General features: G+C 62.8%; 13 protein-coding genes and 1 pseudogene. 5 read left to right on the top strand and 9 right to left on the bottom strand.

From position 1 onward, the window contains the following. Positions 1-45 precede the first annotated feature (45 nt). Entirely contained in the window at positions 46-1,866 is a 1,821-nt protein-coding gene (locus tag AC0NIE_RS20575) for an adenylate/guanylate cyclase domain-containing protein (protein ID WP_473489997.1), read from the bottom strand. Between the two features lie 846 nt (positions 1,867-2,712). On the opposite strand from AC0NIE_RS20575, the gene AC0NIE_RS20570 reads away from it, so the two are divergent. Then, positions 2,713-3,882, top strand: a complete 1,170-nt coding sequence (locus AC0NIE_RS20570) for an aldose epimerase family protein (RefSeq protein WP_473487301.1) — start codon at positions 2,713-2,715, stop codon at positions 3,880-3,882. 464 nt (positions 3,883-4,346) lie between these two features. Here the strand turns inward: AC0NIE_RS20570 and AC0NIE_RS20565 are convergent, their stop codons facing one another. The 4 genes from AC0NIE_RS20565 to AC0NIE_RS20550 form a co-directional block, all read right to left on the bottom strand. Continuing rightward, on the bottom strand, positions 4,347-4,952 hold the full coding sequence (locus AC0NIE_RS20565; protein ID WP_425294063.1) for an ABC-type transport auxiliary lipoprotein family protein: 606 nt from the start codon (positions 4,950-4,952) through the stop codon (positions 4,347-4,349). Positions 4,953-5,062: 110 nt separating this feature from the next. Then, entirely contained in the window at positions 5,063-6,436 is a 1,374-nt protein-coding gene (locus AC0NIE_RS20560) for an MlaD family protein (RefSeq protein ID WP_473487300.1), read from the bottom strand. A gap of 14 nt (positions 6,437-6,450) precedes the next feature. Next, positions 6,451-7,272, bottom strand: a complete 822-nt coding sequence (locus AC0NIE_RS20555) for an ABC transporter ATP-binding protein (RefSeq protein ID WP_473487299.1) — start codon at positions 7,270-7,272, stop codon at positions 6,451-6,453. A 1-nt stretch (position 7,273) separates the two neighbouring features. After that, positions 7,274-8,461, bottom strand: a complete 1,188-nt coding sequence (locus AC0NIE_RS20550) for an MlaE family ABC transporter permease (RefSeq protein ID WP_473487304.1) — start codon at positions 8,459-8,461, stop codon at positions 7,274-7,276. 99 nt (positions 8,462-8,560) lie between these two features. On the opposite strand from AC0NIE_RS20550, the gene dgcA reads away from it, so the two are divergent. After that, the gene (dgcA, locus tag AC0NIE_RS20545; RefSeq protein ID WP_473487298.1) at positions 8,561-9,544 is read left to right on the top strand and encodes an N-acetyl-D-Glu racemase DgcA; all 984 of its coding nucleotides are present in this window, start codon (positions 8,561-8,563) and stop codon (positions 9,542-9,544) included. On the opposite strand, the gene AC0NIE_RS20540 is transcribed toward dgcA, so the two are convergent. Continuing rightward, positions 9,515-10,732: an MFS transporter gene (locus AC0NIE_RS20540; protein WP_473487297.1), complete on the bottom strand. Its 1,218-nt coding sequence runs from the start codon at positions 10,730-10,732 to the stop codon at positions 9,515-9,517. The genes dgcA and AC0NIE_RS20540 overlap by 30 nt on opposite strands. 129 nt (positions 10,733-10,861) lie before the next feature. Continuing rightward, positions 10,862-11,683 (bottom strand): UDP-2,3-diacylglucosamine diphosphatase, encoded by an 822-nt coding sequence (locus AC0NIE_RS20535; protein WP_123145761.1) that lies wholly within the window; start codon positions 11,681-11,683, stop codon positions 10,862-10,864. Positions 11,684-11,802: 119 nt separating this feature from the next. Here AC0NIE_RS20535 and AC0NIE_RS20530 point away from each other — a divergent pair, with 119 nt between their 5' ends. Beyond that, entirely contained in the window at positions 11,803-12,582 is a 780-nt protein-coding gene (locus AC0NIE_RS20530; RefSeq protein ID WP_095491981.1) for an SDR family oxidoreductase, read from the top strand. A gap of 54 nt (positions 12,583-12,636) precedes the next feature. On the opposite strand, the gene AC0NIE_RS20525 is transcribed toward AC0NIE_RS20530, so the two are convergent. Continuing rightward, complete coding sequence (locus AC0NIE_RS20525; protein ID WP_473487296.1) at positions 12,637-13,605, bottom strand: MBL fold metallo-hydrolase; 969 nt, start codon at positions 13,603-13,605, stop codon at positions 12,637-12,639. A 142-nt stretch (positions 13,606-13,747) separates the two neighbouring features. Here AC0NIE_RS20525 and AC0NIE_RS20520 point away from each other — a divergent pair, with 142 nt between their 5' ends. After that, complete coding sequence (locus AC0NIE_RS20520) at positions 13,748-14,692, top strand: LysR family transcriptional regulator (RefSeq protein ID WP_473487295.1); 945 nt, start codon at positions 13,748-13,750, stop codon at positions 14,690-14,692. Positions 14,693-14,889: 197 nt separating this feature from the next. Here the strand turns inward: AC0NIE_RS20520 and AC0NIE_RS20515 are convergent. Next, a pseudogene (locus tag AC0NIE_RS20515) lies at positions 14,890-15,216 on the bottom strand (alpha/beta fold hydrolase); the annotation flags it as partial. On the opposite strand from AC0NIE_RS20515, the gene AC0NIE_RS20510 reads away from it, so the two are divergent. Further along, positions 15,213-15,869, top strand: a complete 657-nt coding sequence (locus tag AC0NIE_RS20510; RefSeq protein ID WP_473487294.1) for a LysR family substrate-binding domain-containing protein — start codon at positions 15,213-15,215, stop codon at positions 15,867-15,869. The pseudogene AC0NIE_RS20515 and the gene AC0NIE_RS20510 sit on opposite strands and share 4 nt — an antisense overlap. The last annotated feature ends 151 nt before the right edge of the window (positions 15,870-16,020 follow it).

Genomic DNA, 16,020 nt, shown 5'->3' with positions numbered 1-16,020 from the left:
GCTCCTCACCGGTAAGCGATCGGTTCTCGAGGTCAATCCAACCCGTCAATTCAGGCCGGCACGGGCAAGTCCCTCGATCAGGCGCGCCCGATCCTCGGCGCGGACGAAAGAAGATGTTGCTCCGACCGCGTCCCGTGAGATGTCAGGGACTAGCGACTTGAGCCGTCCGAGCAAGTCCGTGGCAGCCTCCTGGTTGTCCAGAAGTCCGGCACAGGCCGTGCCGATGACCAGCGGAACCGCGTGGCCGGACCGCAAGCGATGCGCCTCCCGTGCATAACTCAATCCAAGCTCGTAATTCGCGCCCTGGAAGTAAGCCATGGCGTAGTAGAACTGAAAGTCGCCGAGAAAAGCCTCGCGCGGGCTCAGTCTGAGGGCGTAGTCGATGCAAGGAATGGCGTCCGCCGCGCGGCCCCCGTTGGCATGCGCAAGTCCCAACTGGCCGTGTGCAAACGCGGAGTTGGGGTTGATCGCGACAGCCTGGCTGATCGCTGCCATCGCCAGGACATTGTCACGCGTCGCAAAGGCTATCATCGCCTGCGCAAGGTAAGCCCACGGTTCCTTATCGTCCGCGGCAATGGCTTGTTGGACGATATCCCTGGCAAGGGCCAAGGCGTATCCCATGTCCTCCCACCCCTGGAACGCGCGCCACATCGTAATCCAACCTTTCATGGCGAGCGCCTGGGCATAATCGGGAGCCAGTCCGATTGCCCGATCGAGCAGGGGGAGCATCTTCCGGCTGCTCTCCTCAGACAACTGGGAACACAGGAACACCGCCCGCACGACACATTCCCAGGCATCAAGGCCATGATGCGGCTTGGGGCTTTCGCGGGCATGCTCTGCCGCCAGGAGTTCCGGCCCGATGCGACCGACGACGCTTGCAGTGATTTCGTCCTGAATGACGAAGATGTCGCCGAGGTCGCCGTCGTACCTCTCGGCCCAGAGATGGGCTTCGGAGGCCGCATCGATGAGCTGCGCGGTCACCCTCACGCGGTTGCCGGACTTGCGGACACCCCCCTCGAGAACATAGCGGATCCCGAGTTCGCGCCCGATGGCGCGCACATCCCCGGGCTTTCCCTTGTAGGTGAACATCGTGTTGCGGGCGATCACGAAGAAGCCCTTGAGCTTGGATAGCGCGGAGGTGATGTCCTCGGTGAGCCCATCGCTGAAGAAGTCCTGCTCCGGGTCGGCGCTCATGGCGTTGAACGGCAGCACCGCAATGGATGGTCGGTCCGGAAGTGCGGGCCTGGGCGATGCCGTTCGTGCGGTCGTCCCTTCCAGAAGGGGGCGGTACAGTCGCACCGGCCGCTCCATGTTCTTGAGCGCGCGTTCGCCGAGGTACTCGTAGTCGCAGTCAAGCTTGCCCTGGAGGTGATCGTACGCCGTGCCGGAAATGCAAATGCCGCCTGGATCCGCCAAGGTCTGGAGGCGGGCCGCGATGTTGACGCCATCGCCGTAGAGATCCCCATCAACCTCGTGGATCACATCACCGAGATTGACGCCGATCCGGAAGATGATGCGTCGCTCCGTTGGGATATCGGCCTGGTTCTCGGCAACGCCCTTCTGGATGGCGACCGCGCACGCGACGGCATCGACGACCGAGCCGAACTCCACGAGCGCACCGTCGCCCATCAGCTTGACAATACGGCCCTGATGCTCGGCCAGCAGCGGATCGATCACCTCCCGGCGCAGAACCTTCAGGGCCGACAACGTCCCAGCCTCGTCATGTTCGACGAGGCGGGAATAGCCGACGACGTCAGCGGCCAGGATCGCGGCCAGCCGCCGCTCCGCTCTTGCAGTTGCCATGGCTGTCTCTCCCTCAGGAGATCCGCCGGATGAAGCCCAGGCGATTGACGCGACATGCACCATCCGACTGCCCGACACCGCGACCGTGCTGGTTCATGATACCACTGAGACGGTCATGTGGCGACGCTTCACGAGAGTGCCGCCTTCAACAGGAACAGGATCCGCGAAGCGGTCACTGCAAAGGTCTGTTGCGGTCCAATGGAAGGACGGCGTCATTCGAAGGAAGGTCCGTTTTCGGGACTTCGAACCCACTGGCGCGCTGAACTTGCCAAAGCGGTTTCTTCCGTCGTTGGCGGTGGGAACAATCGCTCCGTCAGCCACGTGTCCCAACCTCAGGATGGTCCGGAGTGGGTCAGGACTTCCCCTTCAGGCTCTGCAGCGGTAGGGCAGAGAAGGGTCGAATCCTGCGGTTGAGCGAATGTCGGCAATGGAGAAGCCCGCCGAATGACCGGAATTGGCGTGCGCCGTGACAAGGCGGCGCTTTCCAGTGGGTGCAAGTCCCACCCGGCAAGATGCTCCAGCCGGAAGCAACCGGAGCAGGCATGGAGGAGACAAAATGTCTGAAGCCTTCGGATAGTGGTCACGTAGGTGACCGCGCGAGTGTGCAGGCCGCAACGTGAGTGAACGCTGAGCAAGCCTCGAAAAGGACGATGTGCAGGCCGACCCACCAGCCATTGTGGGGAAGGCTGACACAATGGGTGAGTGTGAGCGACGATTGAACCCACTTTCGCTGCACCGGGGTACTGGCGGCAGCATGTACACACAAGGAAAGCGCACGCAACAAGCACGGTGCTATTGTACAATCTCTACCAGGACGCGCTTACCTTGATAGCCCGATGAGTTTAGAATTGGTCTTTCAGGCGGCTCGTCAGAAGTCGCCGGCGAAGAGGCCTATCGAGGGAGGAAACCATGACGCCGATCGAACCAAACAGGTCGCGTATCTGGCATAGGTCAGTGCTCGGCGCGGCCGTGCTCGGCATGGGCGTGCTGCTGACGGGAACGAGCGCCGGCGCCGGCTCTGTGGACAAGACCCCATTCGGAAACACGCAGGACGGCAAAGCCGTCGATCTCTACACGCTCACCAACGACAGGGGCGCGTCCGTCAAGTTCATCGCCTATGGCGGTATCATCACGGCGATCAATGTGCCCGACCGCTGGGGCAAGCTCGACAACGTCGTGCTCGGCTTCAAGGAACTCGCCGACTACGAATCCATGAACCCCTATTTCGGCGCCTTGATCGGGCGCTACGGCAATCGCATCGGCGGCGCGAAGTTCACGCTCGACGGCACGCAATACCAACTCGCCGCCAATAACGGGCCGAACAGCCTGCACGGCGGCACGAAAGGCTTCGACAAGGTCGTCTGGGCGGTCGAGCCGCTGAGCAGCGTCAGCGGCGCCGCAGCGCGGCTCAACTACACGAGCAAGGATGGCGAGGAAGGCTATCCCGGCACGCTCACGGTCCAGGTCGTCTATAGCCTCACCAACGACAACGAGCTGCGCATCGACTACGAGGCGACGACCGACAAACCAACCGTGGTCAATCTCACGAGTCATTCCTACTTCAATCTCGCCGGCGACGGCACGGGTGGGATCGACGATCACATCCTCACGATCAACGCCGATCGCTACACGCCGGTCGATGCGACCTTGATCCCGACCGGGCAGCTCGCCTCCGTGACCGCCACGCCGTTCGACTTCCGCCAAGGGGCGCCGATCGGCGCACGCATCCGCTCGAACGACCCACAGATGGCCTATGGCCGCGGATACGATCACAACTTCGTGCTGAACCGGTCGGGTGGTGGACTTTCGCTCGCCGCCCGAGTCTACGAGCCGCGCTCGGGCCGGATCATGGAGATCTCGACCACCGAGCCCGGCGTCCAGTTCTACAGCGGCAACTTCCTCGATTCGACGCTCGTCGGCGCGGCCGGTCAGCAATACCGCCAGACCGACGGCTTCTGCCTTGAGACGCAGCACTTCCCGGATTCGCCGAACAAGCCGTCATTTCCAACGACGGTGCTGAACCCGGGCGAAACGCTGAAGTCGACTACGATACACAAATTCTCCACCGACGCGTCCTAGCGTTGCAGCTGCGTTCTTTTCTGGTTGCTGAATCGATGGGTCGCCATGATTCGGAGATCATGGATGACGGGCGTTTCGATCGAGACGCTGGAGCTCTGGGCGTCGTCGCTGCGGGAGGCAAGGCAGCGGATCCGGAGCTTGCTTGCTGGCGCTATGTCCCCGGCGGAACACGCAGCGTCTCCGCGGCGAAGCAGGCGAACGTTGCGGCTTTCCATCGCCCACAAAGCCGCTGGCCGTAGCCAAATCAGACCTTCATGCAAGTCGCTGTCTACGTCCGAAAGGGGGTCGATTCAAAGCTGTAGCGCGAAGGGCGGCTTTGGAGAAGCGCCGGGAAGGTCGGTAATTGGCGCTCCCTGCTCGTTCCAGTCGTCGAAACGGACGGCAGTTCCCCACCCGTCTCGGCCATTGGCGGCAGCCAGATGATTGAGTTTGATCCTAAGCTGCGCCCGGCAGTTCCGGCTGTGTCAGATCACCGAATCGGTCCAGCGGACGATGTCCTTGGCGGCATCGCCGAATGCGCGGTCGAGCGCGCCGACATAGGCCTGGTTCCCGCCGCCGGAGACGGGCGCGGTCGCGGTAAAGCTCTTCGAGGCGCGCACCTCGCCATTGCGGTCGTTCAGTATCCGCACGAACAGCTCGACCTCGGCATGTTCGCCGCCGTCGACCCGGACTTCGAAGGAACGGACTTCGACGATCACCTGATAGTCGATCGCCAGCCCCTCGCCCGGCTTGCCGACACCGGCGAAGCTGCCCGAGCGCTGGAATGTCTCGGCCAGCCGCGCCTGCACGATCAGCGGCAGCCGATCGGCCCATTGCGCGCCCTTGAGGTACTGGATCGAACGCACAGACGGCTTGATAACGATGTTCTGGCTGTCCAGCGCCTTGAGCGCGGAGGGTTGGGCAATGAGGATCTGGCGGCGGCTGCGGCCGCGCGCATCGAGCGGCGGCGCCGACAGTTCGAATGTGTCCAGGGGCGCCGGCCCGCCGCCCGGCAAAAACGCGCAACCGGCTAGCGAAAGCGTAAGCAATGCCACACCCGCTTTGAGCCCGCCCGATTTGACCCCGCCCAATTTAAGCACCACCGACTTCACACGCGATCCCCGTTGTCCCCCGAATCGTATGAGCAATCCGCTTCCGCAGTGCACTTGCCTGCTGTTCTTGGGGCGGGCGAAAGCCGAAGTCAACGCCGCGCCCTGCCGTCGAATTGCCGAACCTCGCCTTCGCCGCCTGACAGGATCCGCTGCGGATTGCGGCTGAGATCCGTCACCGCCTCTTCGATGCGACTGATCGAACGGCGGCTGTCCTGGACCAGCGCCTCGACGTCCTGCAGGCCCTGACCGGAGAATCGCGCCAGATTGTCGGTGATGGTGCCGAGGCGGGCGTTCAGCGTGTCGGCGACCTGCCTGAACGATTTCAGCGTATTCCTGGCATCGGCTATCATGCCGTCGGCCTGACCTGAGCCGAGCAATGTATCGACCTTGGCGAGGATGCCGTCGACGCGCACCGAAGCGTCGTTGAGACGCTCCGCCAGTTGCTGCGCGTCCTTGATCGTCTGGTCGATATCGTCGGCCCGGTTGGCGAATTTGCTGGTCACCTTGGCGACGTCGGCGGCAGCCTCGTTGGCGTTTTCGCTGGCCTTCTGGATGTTGGCCAGCGCGGTGCGAACCTGTGCCGGGTCGATGCCGTCGAGAACGCCGTCGACCTTGGCCAGCGTGCCTTGCGTCCGTTGGGCGAAATCGTTGATCGATCCCACCGCTGTGTCGACATTCCTGACGACCGTGTCGAACTGCTTGCTGGTTTCCTTCAGGTTCTCGGTCACCGTATCGACATTGGCGACGATGCTCTTGATCTGATCCTTGTCGACGGCGTTGAGCAGCCCTTCCGCCGCCTTCAGCGTACCGTCGAGCTTGCCCGAGACGCCCCTCAATTCGTCCGACAGCGAACTGACGCTGGCGAGGAATTTGTCGATGCCGTCGGAGTTCTTGGCCAGCGCGTCGGAGAAGGTCTGCACATTGTTGACGGTCTGCGTCAGCGGCCCGCGAACGTCCCTGGTGAAGCCTTCGAGCTGGGTGAGAACCGTATCGGCGCGGGTAAAGATGTTCTGCGCCGTCTGCAACAGGTTGGTGACCGCCGACGGGTTGGCGACGATCTCGGCGACGCGGCCCTCCGCCTCCGCCTGGTCGAGAAGGTTGACCTCCTTGAGGTCGGCGCCCCTGAGTTCGATATTGGCCTGACCGGTGAGGGTAGCAAGGCCGATATCGGCCTGCGTCGATTTGGTGATCGGCGTCGTGCGGCCTATTTCGGCTTCGGCTATGGCGGCGGTCGGATTGGCGAGGTCAATATAGACTCGCCTTACATCCCCAACCCTGACGCCGTTGAACAGCACGAAACTGCCGCGGCCGAGACCGGAAGCTGATCCCGGAATGCGCACCCGCAGCATCGCCGTCTCACCCCTCTCGCCGATCGCGGCCGTCCAATAGACGAACGCGAATGCTGCCAGGATCGCAGCTAGCGTGAAAATGCCGACAATGACGTAGTTGGCTCTGGTTTCCATTTATCCACTTATGGCTACGCGCGGGCCGCAAGATCAAGTTGCCGCGCACGTTTTCCGCGAAAATAGGATTTCACCCAGGGTTCCTCGCTTCTGAGCATGTCGTCGATCGTGCCTTCGACCAGCACTTTCTTGTTGCCGAGCACGGCCACCCGATCACAAGCGGTGAACAGCGTGTCGAGATCGTGCGTGACCATGTACACGGTCAGATCCATGGTATCGCGCAGCTTGACGACGAGTTCGTCGAACTCAGCCGCGCTGATCGGATCGAGGCCGGATGTCGGCTCGTCCAGGAACACGATGTCGGGGTCGAGCGCCAGTGCGCGCGCCAGCGCCGCACGCTTGATCATGCCGCCGGAAAGCTCGGACGGGAATTTCTGCGCCGCATCCGGCGGCAACCCGACCAGTTCGACCTTGAGCATCGCCAGCTCGTCCATCAGCTTTTTCGGCAGGTCGAGATATTCGCGCATCGGCACCTGCACGTTTTCGAGAACCGTGAGCGCCGAAAACAGCGCGCCGTGCTGAAAGAGGACGCCAAGGCGCATGTCGATGCGAAGACGCTCCCTCTCGCTCGCCTTTTCGACATCGACGCCGAACAGCTTGATCGTTCCCGACTGCTTGTGCACCAGGCCGAGGATGGTGCGCAGGAGAACCGACTTGCCGGCACCAGAGGCGCCGACAAAGCCGAGGATCTCGCCGCGCCTGATATCGAGCGACAATCTGTCGAGAATGACCTTGTCGCCGAAGGACACGGTGATGTCGCGCGCGGAAAGCACGATCTCGTCTTCGTCGGCCCCTTCCGCAGCCCCAGTCGCCTTTGTGCTGCCCTGCGTCGCCATGTCAGAACTCGATCGCCGCGTAGAACATGGCGAAAAGCCCATCGAGGATGATGACCACGAAGATCGACTTCACCACCGAAGCGGTCACGTGTTGTCCCAGCGATTCGGCGCTGCCGCCAACCTTCATGCCTTCGACCGAGGCGATCGTGCCGATGATCATGGCCATGAACGGCGCCTTGATCAGCCCGGCAAAGATGGTGCTGAGATCGATGGCGACACGCAGCCGGTCGATGAAGGCGGCCGGTGCGATATCGGAATAGAGCCATGCCGCCGCGATGCCGCCGCCAAGTGCGGCGAAATTGGCGATGATCGTCAGGCAAGGCAGTGCGATCACCAGCGCGACCAGCCGCGGAAACACCAGCACGCCGATTGGATTGAGCCCGATGACCTTCAGCGCGTCGACCTCCTCGCGCATTTTCATCGAGCCGATTTCAGCCGTAATGGCGCTGCCCGATCGGCCGGCGATCATGATCGCGGTCATCAGCACGCCGAGCTCGCGCAGGATCAGCACGCCGACCAGGTCGACGACGAAGATATCGGCGCCGAAATAGCTGAGCTGATAGGCGCCTTGCTGAGCGACGATCGCCCCGACGATGGCCGACATCAGCACGACCACCGGGATGGCGCCGACGCCCATGCGGTCCATCTGGTTGAAGATCGCCGCCGGATTGACCGCATGGCCGCGGCCAAGCTTCATCTGCGAGCCGCGTATCGTGGCGCCCAGTATGTTCATCGCGGCCAGGAAATCGTCACGCATCTCATAGACGCGCCGGCCAACCGCCTCGAGCCCGCGAATGATGATATTCGGCGGCCTAGCGGTGCCGGAATCAGGTTCGCGTCGAACCGCGTCACCGACGGCGCCGAGCAGCATCGAGGCAATCTCGCTTTGCCCCTGCACCGTGATTTCCACACCCTTCTTTTCGAAGGCGCTAACCAGACGGTCGATCACCCAGGCCCCGGCGGTATCCATCTTCTCGATACGCGAAAGGTCGATCGCCAGCGTCTGGAAGCCGCTGCGCTTCTCGATCTTGCGCATCTCGGCGTCGACCAGCGTCACGGTGCGCGTCGTCCAGTTTCCGGAGAAGGCGCAGCCGAGAACGCCGCCCTCCTCACCGACCGCGACGCGTGGCTGGTGGTCGGCCTCCTTGGCGGTCTTGCCGCTTGCGAAGCGTTTGCGGATCGTCAACATGGCGTCCTGTTTAGTCTGACGGGCCATCTGTTTAACCTGACGGAACCCACCTGTCGATTTGCCGACAAGCTTGTTGTCGCACAGCCGGAGCAGAAAAATATGGCGCGTGTCATTTCGGTCGAGTCCGAGCACTTTCCCATCGCCGGGACCTTCACCATTTCGCGCGGTTCGAAGACCGAGGCCGAGGTTATCACAGTGACGATCAGCCAGGCCAACCATAGCGGGCGCGGCGAATGCGTTCCCTATAAGCGCTATGGCGAAACGATGGACGGTGTGCGCGATGCGATCGAGGCGATGCGGGAGCAGATTCAAGGCGGCATCAGCCGGGCCGCGGTGCTCGACGCTATGCCGGCGGGCGCGGCGCGCAACGCCGTCGACTGCGCGCTATGGGACCTGGAGGCGAAGATCACAGGCAAGCCGGTCGCTTTCAGCATCTGCACGGCTCCGCCGAGGGCGCTTGAGACGGCCTACACTCTGTCGCTCGGTGAGCCCGAAGCGATGGCAGCCCAGGCCCGCGCCAACGCCCAGCGCCCGCTGCTCAAGGTCAAGATCGGCGGCGACAACGATATGGCCCGTATCCGCGCGGTCAGAGAGGCGGCACCGGCGAGCCGCATCATCCTTGACGCTAATGAGGGCTGGAGCGACGACAACATCGTTGCAAATCTCGCCTTTGCTGCCGAATACGGCATCGCTCTGATTGAACAGCCGCTGCCGGCGGGCCGTGACGGCATCCTTCGCCACATCGCGCACCCGGTGCCGATCTGCGCCGATGAAAGTGTGCATGAGGCAGGGGGCCTTGCCTCGCTTGTCGGCCTTTACGATGCCGTCAACATCAAGCTCGACAAGTCGGGCGGCTTGACCGCTGCCCTCGTCCTTCGCGATCGCGCCCGCGAACTGGGTTTTGGCGTCATGGTCGGCTGCATGGTCGGCACGTCATTGGCCATGGCGCCGGCCGTGCTCTTGGCGCAGGATGCCGATTTCGTCGATCTCGACGGGCCGCTGCTGCTTGCCCGCGACCGTGCTCCCGGTCTCGTCTACCAAGGTTCACTGGTGTCACCGCCCGATCCGGCGCTGTGGGGCTGAACGCGCGGCAAGCCCGATCAGTACAAGGCCGACCAAGGCGATCGGAACCATGGCAAAAAAACCATCCACGCCGAAGCGGTCATACAGAGGCCCGGACATGAGCGTCACCACGGCCGTGAAAAAGCCGTTGGAGAAATAGGCGATGCCTTGCGCGGCCCCGGTGCGTTCCTCCGCGACCGTCTCACCGATCATTTTCTGCAGGCCGATCAAAACCAGCGCCACGGAGACCGCATGAAGCGTCTGGACAGCGAAGAATCCGGCGATGCCAAGGCCGAGCGGCCAGATCATGGGAAAGGCAATCCAGCGCATGATCGCGCCTATCCCGGCCATCACCATGATCGACACGACCGAGAAGGAGCCGAAAACCCGGGTAAAGACCATGAACATGCCGATCTCGGCCACCACACCCCAGCCCCAAAGCAACCCGACAACCTGATCGCCGATGCCGATCGATTTCCAGTAGATCGAGACGAAGCCGTAGAAAAACGCATGGCTGGCGGTGATGACGCCGACGCCGATGGAGAAATACAGGAAATAGGCGTTGAGGAGTTTTGGCGCCGATTGCTGGATGTCGGCCGCCGAAAGCGGCGAGGCACGGCGCGGACGGCCGAGCCGCGGCGCGATCAATCCGACGGCAAGCGCGGCGCCAAACGCCACGAAGATGATCATCGGAACAGCCGGGGCGCCGGTCGCCGACAGGATGAAACCGCCCGCAAGATTTGCGCACAGATAGGAGATCGATCCCCATTTGCGCATGCTTGCGTAGTTGGAGCCGAAGCGGCGCACACCCGATAGCGCCAGCGAATCGGCAATCGGCGAATGCGGTGTCCAGACCACGGTGAGCGCCAGCGAAACGGTGAGCACCATGGCGTAGGTCGGCGTCAGGAAATAACCGGCGGACGCAGCCACAGATGCGGCCACCAGCGCGACATAGACATGGGCGCGGTCGCTCGCCCTGTCGGCCAGTGCTGTAAGCAATGGCGTCGTCACCACGCGCAGGAACATTGGTGCTGCGAGAATGACCGCTATCTGCTCGGCATCGAAACCCTCTGCCTGCAACCACAGCGGGAAATATGGCAAATGCATTCCGAGCGGCACGAAAAGCGTGAAGAAAATCAGGCCCATGCGCAGTTCGAAATGACGCGGCTTGACGAGTTGTTCGGGTGAAAGCGGCGGCAGGGAGGACATCAACAGGCAATCCGTCGGCGCAGCGTTCAGCCGAGTCGGCCTGCAGCGCACGCCAAATCCATAACATGCTGAAAAAGTCGGCGGAACCGCTTGGACTAATCGATTAAAGCGAGGTGAGGTCGGGTTTGGTCAGGCAGCCTGGACTGCCCTGCCCTTGATGTCGATCGGCACCAGCACTTCGCTGCCGACCGGAGCCTCCGGCAGGACGTGCGCCCAGTGCAGGATCTCCATCCGGCCGTCGAAATGCTCGACCACCGCGGTGCAGCTCTCCACCCAATCGCCGGTGTTGATGTATTGCACGTCCTCATAATTTTCGATCGCGGCATGGTGGATGTGCCCGCAGATCACGCCGTCGACATGCGAGCGGCGCGCTTCCTCGGTCAGCATGGTTTGGAACGAGCCGATGAAATTCACCGCCTTTTTGACGTTGACCTTGGCCCAGGACGAAAACGACCAATAAGGCAGGCCAAGCAGTTGGCGAAGCCGCGTCACCACGCGGTTGACGAGCATGGCCGCGTCGTAGGCATAGTCGCCAAGATAGGCCAGCCAGCGCGCATTGTGGACGACAGTGTCGAACTGGTCGCCATGGATAACAAGAAGACGTTTGCCGTCGGCGGTCTCGTGAATGGCGCGGTCGGCGACGACGATGCCGCCGAAATGCACGCCTTGGAACTGGCGCGCGAACTCGTCGTGATTGCCGGCGATGTAGGTGATGCTGGCGCCCTTGCGCGCCTTACGCAGCAATTTCTGGACGACGTCGTTGTGGCTCTGCGGCCAGTGCCAGTTCCGTCTCAGCCGCCAGCCGTCGACGATGTCGCCGACGAGATAGATGATATCGGCGTCGTGATGGCGCAGGAAATCGATCAGGAACTCGGCCTTCGCCGCCTTCGATCCGAGATGGACGTCGGAGATGAACATGCTGCGGAAAGTGCGGGGCTCTGCGCCAGGCATTGGATTCTCACCGTTGCTCTCGTGCAGCCTATGCCCCGATTCATGCAACAACCGTATGACGGTTGCGATTGGTCCAGCCTCAAGAGTAGGTTGCCGCGCCAATCAGAGGAGAAATCGCCATGGATCTCGGTATTCGCGGAAAAAAGGCCATCGTCTGTGCTTCGAGCAAGGGACTTGGGCGCGGTTGCGCCATGGCGCTGGCCGAGGCCGGCTGTGATCTGGTCGTCAACGGGCGCAATGCCGACCAATTGGCGAAGACCGCCGCCGAACTGCGCGAAAGATTTGGCGTCGAGGTGACCGAAATCGTCGGCGACGTGTCGAAGCCCGAGGTGCAGAAGGCGCTGCTTGCCGCCTGTCCCGATCCCGATATCCTCGTCAACAACAATGGCGGTCCGCCGCTTCGCGATTTCCGCGAACTCGACCGCGAAAAAATCCTCGAAGGCGTCACCCAGAACATGGTGACCCCGGTCGAGCTGGTTCAGGCTGTCATCGACGGCATGGCCGAACGCGGCTTCGGCCGCATCGTCAACATCACCTCGCTGTCGGTCTATGTTCCCATTCCCGGCCTCGATCTGTCGTCCGGCGCGCGCGCCGGCCTGACTTCGTTCCTGGCCGGCGTCGCGCGGACGGTGATCGACCGCAATGTGACGATCAACAACATGCTGCCGGGCAAGATCGACACCGACAGGCTGCGCCCTCCGCATGAAGCCGGCACCCCCGAAGATCCGGCTGCTGCCGCCGTGCGCAAGACCCAGGCAGCAGCCAACGTTCCGGCCAAGCGGCTCGGCACGCCGGAGGAATTCGGCCAGATCTGCGCCTTCCTGTGCTCGGTTCATGCCGGCTACCTGACCGGGCAGAACATACCGGTCGACGGCGGCGCCTATGTCAGCGCGTTCTAATACCTAACGCCTGGTACCTGCTGGGAACGCCGCCCCTTCCCGCGCTGGCCGCCACTACAGTTCATAGGGCCATTCGGCCGGCACGAAGCGATAGGCTTGGCCGTCGCGCGCGACGTGTCCGAAACCGGGGAACGGCAAATGCATTCCGGCGATCAGCATCCGGTCGGCAGCGACCCGATCGAGCGTCCGCTTGCGCGTTTCGGCGGCCAGTTTGGAATCGACATCGAACGCGATGCTCCAGTCGGGGCGCGCGAACTGGTAGGTCGCCATGTGCACGACATCGCCCCAGATGAACAGCGCCTCGCCGTCCGATTCCACGATGAATCCGGCATGGCCCGGAGTGTGGCCGGGCAGCGGCACGGTGCGGATCGAGCTGAGCGCCTCGCGCTCGCCGTCCACTTGCCGCAGGCGGTCCGCATAAGCGGCGGCAGCCTTGCGTGCCCCGATGAAGAACGGCTTCGCCTCGTCCGGCGCCTGGTTCATGTTCGCGTCGTCGTGCCAGAAGGCGTAGTCGGTGGCGGTGACGACGAGCTCGGCATTGGGAAACAGCGCCTGGCCGGCGGGAGTCAGCACGCCGTTGATATGGTCGGGATGCATGTGGGTAATCAGCAATGTGTCGATCTGGTCCGGAGAGACGCCGGCCGCCTCGATAGCGGCCGGAAGTCGGCCGAGTGACGGGCCCATGCTGTCCGACGTACCGGCGTCGACGAGCACCAGACGGTCGCCCAGATTGATGAGATAGGCATTGACCGGTGCGCGGCGCGGTCCGGGCTTCTGGAAGCTGGCCGCAGCCAGCCGCTCCGCATCGGCCTCAGCGAGCCCGATGACCAACTCGGAACCAATGTCGATATAGCCGTCCAGCAGCGCCGTGACCTCGATCGAACCCACCTTGCGGTGCAACGCGCCAAGGGTCGGGGCGTGAGCCAGCGGCGCACGGGCCAGTGCCGGAACGGAGGCGCCGGCTAGAAGGGCGCCGCCGGCTAGGCCGGCACTGGCGAGAAAATGTCGGCGGGAACGCGTCATGGCATCATCTCCGGTTGGGGGATCGTAGGGGCTCCGAGTCAGAGCAAGACGGGTCTACTTCATAGGTTCAGCTTTTTGAACTTGCCTATATCGTATATAAGCTATTACCTTTGCTTATTAATCACGACGGGGAGTTGCTATCATGGACCGCCTGACCGAGCTGACCAGCTTCATACGCGCCTTCGAGACCAGCAGCTTCTCGGCGGCAGCGCGCGAGCTGGGCTTGAGCCAGCCGGCCGTCAGCCAGCAGATCCGCGCATTGGAAAAGCGCCTCGGCGTCCGGCTATTTGACCGTACGACGCGGTATGTTTCTCCGACGGAAGCCGGCCGACGCTATCTGGAGCGTGCCCGCGACATCGTCGAGCGCCTCGAGGAGGCGGACCGCAGCGTCGGTTGTCTCGAATCAAAGATGTGCGGACGTCTTGCAGTCGGCGCGCCGGCCAGCTTCGGCGCAGGTGTGCTCGGCAACTATCTGATCGAGTTCAAGCGGGCCTATCCGGAACTGATGCTCGACGTGGCACTGACCGACAGTTTCGTCGACGTAATCGCAGAGCGGCTCGACGTTGTGATCCGCATGGGGACCATCGATGACGATCGGCTGATCGTGCGCAAGCTGGGTGTGATGGAGCGACGCCTCGCGGCAACGCCGGACTATCTCGACCGGATGGGCAGGCCGCGGCGACCTGAGGATCTTGCCGAGCATGACTACCTGCTTTACGCCCACATCACGACGCGCGAGATCGTTCCGCTCACCGGCCCAGGCGGCCAAAAGGCCGAGGTGCGGATTCGGCCGGCCATGCGCTCCAACAATTCGCTCCTTAACCAGCAGGCACTGCTGTCTGGCATCGGCATCGGCCTCGGCCACAAGGTGATACTCGACCCGCTCGTCGCGCAAGAGCGGCTCGAATATGTGCTGCCTGACTGGCACTACGCACCGCACCACGTGCATGCGGTCTATCCGTCGAACCGCTTCATACCATTGAAGGTCAGGCGGTTCGTTGACGGCTTCACCGAGCACCTCGCTGCGATGGGTGCGCTCATCGATGACAAAAAAGCGTGTGCATCCAAGGAAACGGCGCCGGTCTAGTGAAGTCTGACGTTTGTACGCGCAGGGAATTGGCGGAGACGGGAGAGTCGAGATGTGGCGCGGCGGAGATAGGCGCAGCCCCGCAACCCGCGCGGTGAGTAGCTGTCGGGTGGACGGTAGCCGGAAAGCCTGGAGGCGGTCGACCGGACACCCTTGCGGCTGCTGCTCCCGCAAGACATACGAACTTCCCGTCATGGTCATTCCTCCGGCCGATCGAGAAACCGCTTCACAGCGTCGAGGAACACACCGCGTCCTGCGGCCTCGCGGTCGAGATGCACGAAGTGCGTGGCTTCCGGGATGTCCAGACGTTCCGCTTTTGGTGCTTCGTCCACGATTGTCTTCGCGTCCTGTGGCCGGCTCCAGAAATCCCGTCCGGAGCGGATGGCGAGCACTGGCATTGTGAGGGCCGCCGCCGACCATTGCCGGCGATCGAACGCGAGTTCGAAACTGTCGGCCATAGCGCCGCTCGGTGACCGGAAACTCGGCGGCTGGCGGGTCGACGCCGTCTCGTCAGAGGCGAGTGCCTGCCAGTGCTGGAGCGGCGGCCATCATGGCTGCTGTGAGCACGAGGGGGAAAACGGTGAAATGGGACATGATATCTCCGGTCGCAATTGCGTTCCGCAAAGACTGCCAGCTATTCGATATCTTATCGATGACGCGTTTGATCGAGATGTCCACCAGTGAGCAGATTGCGGCGTTGTCGCTGAGTGAGATCGACATCGGTTTCGTGCATCCACCGCTCGGGACCGACGAACGTCTCGACGTCCATGACTATCCTGCTGAAGATCTTATCGCCGTTCTGCCTGACGACCGGCAGACGCACGGGGTGACGCTGGCGGACATCGCCCGCCACGGGCTCATCATGTTTCCGGCTGCACAAGGCCCGGCGCTCCATGCCCGCATCGTGGACACTTTCACCAAGGCTGGCCTCGACGTGCGGATCGTCCAGGAGGCAACGCGGGCACTGACCATGCTATCGCTCGTGTCCACAGGCTTGGGCGCGGCCCTGCTGCCACGATCGACACAGCGCCTTGTGTTTCAGGGCGTCCGGTATGCAGCGATCGCCGACGCATCCCTGCCCGCCTGGCCACTTGCCGTGATCGCGAAACGGCGGCCACGGCCGACCATTGTCGGTAGCGTCTGGAAACTGCTTGACGGTCGGCCAGACGTGACTTGACCGCCGGCGATCGGACATAACCCGGTCGCGCAATGCGCTCCCATGACATCAGCCCGGCAGTGGCAAGGCAGGTGAGGATTTCAGCGCAACAGTCTGACATAGATGAGTTTTTGACGATTCTTGCGCCTAATTGGCGGTTGCGTCATTTGGC

The sequence above is a fragment of the Mesorhizobium sp. WSM4842 genome (assembly GCF_055901575.1).
This window is presented reverse-complemented; position numbering and strand designations above follow the sequence as displayed.

Excerpts from the sequence above, each read along its gene's own strand:
- AC0NIE_RS20560 (WP_473487300.1), bottom strand. The coding sequence starts at position 6,436 with ATGGAAACCAGAGCCAACTACGTCATTGTCGGCATTTTCACGCTAGCT.
- AC0NIE_RS20555 (WP_473487299.1), bottom strand. The coding sequence starts at position 7,272 with ATGGCGACGCAGGGCAGCACAAAGGCGACTGGGGCTGCGGAAGGGGCC.
- dgcA (WP_473487298.1), top strand. The coding sequence starts at position 8,561 with ATGGCGCGTGTCATTTCGGTCGAGTCCGAGCACTTTCCCATCGCCGGG.
- AC0NIE_RS20550 (WP_473487304.1), bottom strand. The coding sequence starts at position 8,461 with ATGTTGACGATCCGCAAACGCTTCGCAAGCGGCAAGACCGCCAAGGAG.
- AC0NIE_RS20525 (WP_473487296.1), bottom strand. The coding sequence starts at position 13,605 with ATGACGCGTTCCCGCCGACATTTTCTCGCCAGTGCCGGCCTAGCCGGC.
- AC0NIE_RS20570 (WP_473487301.1), top strand. The coding sequence starts at position 2,713 with ATGACGCCGATCGAACCAAACAGGTCGCGTATCTGGCATAGGTCAGTG.
- AC0NIE_RS20575 (WP_473489997.1), bottom strand. The coding sequence starts at position 1,866 with ATGGTGCATGTCGCGTCAATCGCCTGGGCTTCATCCGGCGGATCTCCT.
- AC0NIE_RS20520 (WP_473487295.1), top strand. The coding sequence starts at position 13,748 with ATGGACCGCCTGACCGAGCTGACCAGCTTCATACGCGCCTTCGAGACC.
- AC0NIE_RS20530 (WP_095491981.1), top strand. The coding sequence starts at position 11,803 with ATGGATCTCGGTATTCGCGGAAAAAAGGCCATCGTCTGTGCTTCGAGC.
- AC0NIE_RS20535 (WP_123145761.1), bottom strand. The coding sequence starts at position 11,683 with ATGCCTGGCGCAGAGCCCCGCACTTTCCGCAGCATGTTCATCTCCGAC.
- AC0NIE_RS20540 (WP_473487297.1), bottom strand. The coding sequence starts at position 10,732 with ATGTCCTCCCTGCCGCCGCTTTCACCCGAACAACTCGTCAAGCCGCGT.